Origin of the sequence: Bathymodiolus platifrons methanotrophic gill symbiont, assembly GCF_002189065.1 — a bacterium.
Classification (GTDB): domain Bacteria; phylum Pseudomonadota; class Gammaproteobacteria; order Methylococcales; family Methylomonadaceae; genus Methyloprofundus.
In genome coordinates this window covers 1-3075 of sequence record NZ_BDMN01000388.1, presented here as the reverse complement: position 1 = coordinate 3075, position 3075 = coordinate 1, and the positions used below count along the sequence as shown (strand labels likewise).

The following is a 3075-nucleotide window of genomic DNA, read 5'->3' as shown; positions in this document are numbered from 1 at the left end:
TCTACCTTGGAACTTAATCGAAAAAATTAAGTCTTTAAAGTAAATTGTGTGGTTCTGTCGCAATAATTATTAAAAGCGCAGACCTCCTGGCCTTCAGGTATAATTAACGTTCGTTTGAAAGCGAGAAAACGGTATCTTGCTTTCAAGCCGTAATTAAGTGATCTTGCACTTACTTACAAACTTTAAAAAACCTCTGCATACCACCCTGCGCGTATGTAGAGGTTTTTTATGCGACATAACCGACTTAAGGCTTCAAGTGTTGCTATGATTTCGAGCATGGTCAGATTTGGGTAAGTACTGTGGTATTTTAGCCATTTTTGGCCATCTTTAGTTTTTCTCTCTCCTTAATTTTGCGAAGGTATTGTTAAACATGAATATTATAAAGTTACTGGGTGTTATCGGATTAAGTCTATTTTCAACATCTTCTTATGCTTCACATGATAGGGCAACGATGTTAAAGCTTAACAGTGATATAGTAAAACTCAAAGCACAGCTTAGAGGAGAGTTTAATAGCTCTAGGGATGCTCTTTACTTTACGGCAACGTTACATGAGAGAGATCCTAAAGCAGATTTTTATGTTGATAATTGTTATATGAATAGCTTTAACTCAAAATGGATTGCGTGGGGTGATTGTCCAAACATATCTTATGTAAACGATAGGGTTAATGGTCTGTCATTTCAAGCAGGGGATAAAGATGGTACTGGATTTGTTAAAGCTAGGATCATGTTAGATGCTAACGAATTTAGATGTGATAAGAAAGGGTTTGATACAAGTAAGGATGCCGCCCCTGTCATGTTACAACGCATAATGAAGAAGGTTGGATGCTTCGATGTAGAAGACGGTAAACACAACCCCGCACATAAATCCCTAACAGGAGGCTTCACCTTTAAAAGTCCTCCTAAAGAAGCACTTAATAATATCTATAGATATTTGATAAGAGATAAAGAAGGGTTAGATTCTAGTGAGTCCGTAGATAGCTTTGATTTTAAGAATTCTTTAGAAACTAAAACATTACTTTCAGTCATTAGTATTCAAGGAAGTAATGTTTATTTTATTGAATTGAAGATGAGCTATTAACTTGGTTCTGTCGCAAGAACTTATTATGACGGTAAAGATTGGTCATAACCGACTGACGTGGTCTAATTGATTAGTACAACTCAGTTAAGGATAATTAACTTAACTGAGGAACTAAAAATGAGCGCAAGAAAGAAATATTCAAAAGAATTTAAATTGGATGCGGTGAGTCTAGTCATAGATCAAAACTACATTCGCGTAGAAGCATCGAAGAATTTAGGTATCAACCCTAATATGCTAGGGCGGTTGACCACGTCACTCTGTTACTCTACTGGGATAGAGCGTGCCAATTCTAGGAGTCTCTGTTTCACTGATTCATCCTTTGCGCCGTTTTTCTCAACATACAGTTTATAATCTTTTGAGTCAGTTGCCCAAGATACTAACGTTAAAGCAGCCCCAGACTTACTTACATTAACTCTGTATATCGCAGGTACACCGTTAACCTCTTCATTAATTAACTCTTTCGCCTTTTGTACGCGACCCTTACTTGTAACATAATCATTCTCAAAGAATTTCACTACCCCCAAATCATCAAATTTATAAAAACGGGATATATTTGTCCATTTTCCGTCTTGATAAGATCCACTAATGCGTGCGCCAATTAGTTCCCCTTCCTTAAATGGCGTATCTTCCAAGTTTACAGGCTCAATAACCAGTTGGTTAGCAGCGTCTTCATAAGATAACATCAGGTGCTTAAGGTGTGGCTCAAGTGCATAATTGACCTCACGTACTTCTGATTCCTCAGCCGACGCGTACCCTCTTTCTTCCATTTCTTCAACTGCCTTCTTTGTCATATCTTTAAACAGTTGGGGGATTGGTTGATCTTCGTATGAGACTATTGAAACCCCCTCCTCCATCATCTCCAACATCATCTCACCGGGGAGGCCTGCTAATGAACCATCTGAGTTTAACTCTTCATCATAATCATACTGATAAACATCATGATTATGTTTATCAGTTTTAGGCTTCTTCTTAGCCCCCTTTGGTTTTTTAGCCGCAAGTTTAGTACCACCCTTTGGGACTTCATTAGTTTCAACTACTATTTCATCTTCCGCCTTATCTAAAGGTTCATTGCTCCACTCTGTTATTGCGTAAGCTGTCAATAGCAGGGTGGGTAAGATAATAAACCCATACTTTTTACATTTCTGCATCTTCATATCCTCTATTTTTAATGAAACTACCTTTCTCTTGTTTCGGCTTCCCATCTAAGCCGGGAAGCCCACATAGTGAAGTCACTATTCTAATTAAAAATTACAATTGTCAGTGCTTGTGTAACCTATCACGAACTCGGTGCCTTCCTTTGAGTCCCAGCCCCAGTGAGTCCCTTTAACACTCCATAGTCTCTGACTAATAGTGTCTTTATGCGCAGTATAATTATTGTTCCACGTATATTCCCAGCCAGTTGTCCGAGTATGTCTTTCACGCCCCCCCATGCTATGCTTACTTTGTACACGAAGCCAATGTGCTTTCCCAACCTCCCAAGATATTGATTCATTTCCCAAATCAATACCGCCCGGTGGAAAACAATTAGCCCTGCTAATAATACTAACCTCTGCGGAAGCCATTGAAGATGTTAATAGGATTGCTGCTATTGCTATTAGTTTTAAATTTTTCATAGTTTTGTTTCTCTTTAAAAATAGGTTCTGTCGCAAAAAATAAATATTTGTGTAATCCGCTTGTGTCTGTTCCAGAGAACGCGGAACAAAGTTCAAGCATTATTGCAGATAATGAAAAAACACCTTTAGAAAATGCAATCACTCAAACTTTTCAAGCAAGGGCAAGGGTGCAAAAAGAAATCAATAGCCTTGAAGGTACACAGACAGAGGAAGGCCAAGCCCGTTTAAGTGACCTTGTACACCGCATACAGCCTAATGTACAAGAAACATTAGAAAGGTTTGAGGCTGATTTAGAGGATGGACGGGCTTTAGGTTGGGATAATCCGTGGTAATGCCCCCGCCCTGCCCTATTCAGCCGCCTTTTTAGGTGTTGTTTTTGCCCTT

Annotated in this window: 4 protein-coding genes and 1 pseudogene; 3 read left to right on the top strand and 2 right to left on the bottom strand. The window is 38.8% G+C overall.

Features of this window, described 5'->3' with window-relative positions:
• Window positions 1-370 precede the first annotated feature (370 nt).
• Window positions 371-1078, top strand: coding sequence for a hypothetical protein (locus CDZ78_RS18070; protein WP_087871229.1), 708 nt, complete (start codon window positions 371-373; stop codon window positions 1076-1078).
• A 117-nt stretch (window positions 1079-1195) separates the two neighbouring features.
• Window positions 1196-1321 (top strand): annotated as a pseudogene (locus CDZ78_RS23370) (transposase); the annotation flags it as partial.
• Window positions 1322-1338: 17 nt separating this feature from the next.
• On the opposite strand, the gene CDZ78_RS18065 reads toward CDZ78_RS23370, so the two are convergent.
• A complete protein-coding gene (locus CDZ78_RS18065; protein WP_140414184.1) occupies window positions 1339-2226 on the bottom strand; it encodes a hypothetical protein in 888 nt (295 codons plus the stop codon).
• Window positions 2227-2319: 93 nt separating this feature from the next.
• A complete protein-coding gene (locus CDZ78_RS18060; protein WP_087871227.1) occupies window positions 2320-2691 on the bottom strand; it encodes a hypothetical protein in 372 nt (123 codons plus the stop codon).
• 62 nt (window positions 2692-2753) lie between these two features.
• Between CDZ78_RS18060 and CDZ78_RS18055 the strand changes: the two genes are divergently transcribed.
• The gene (locus CDZ78_RS18055) at window positions 2754-3023 is read left to right on the top strand and encodes a hypothetical protein (RefSeq protein WP_087871226.1); all 270 of its coding nucleotides are present in this window, start codon (window positions 2754-2756) and stop codon (window positions 3021-3023) included.
• Window positions 3024-3075 lie beyond the last annotated feature (52 nt).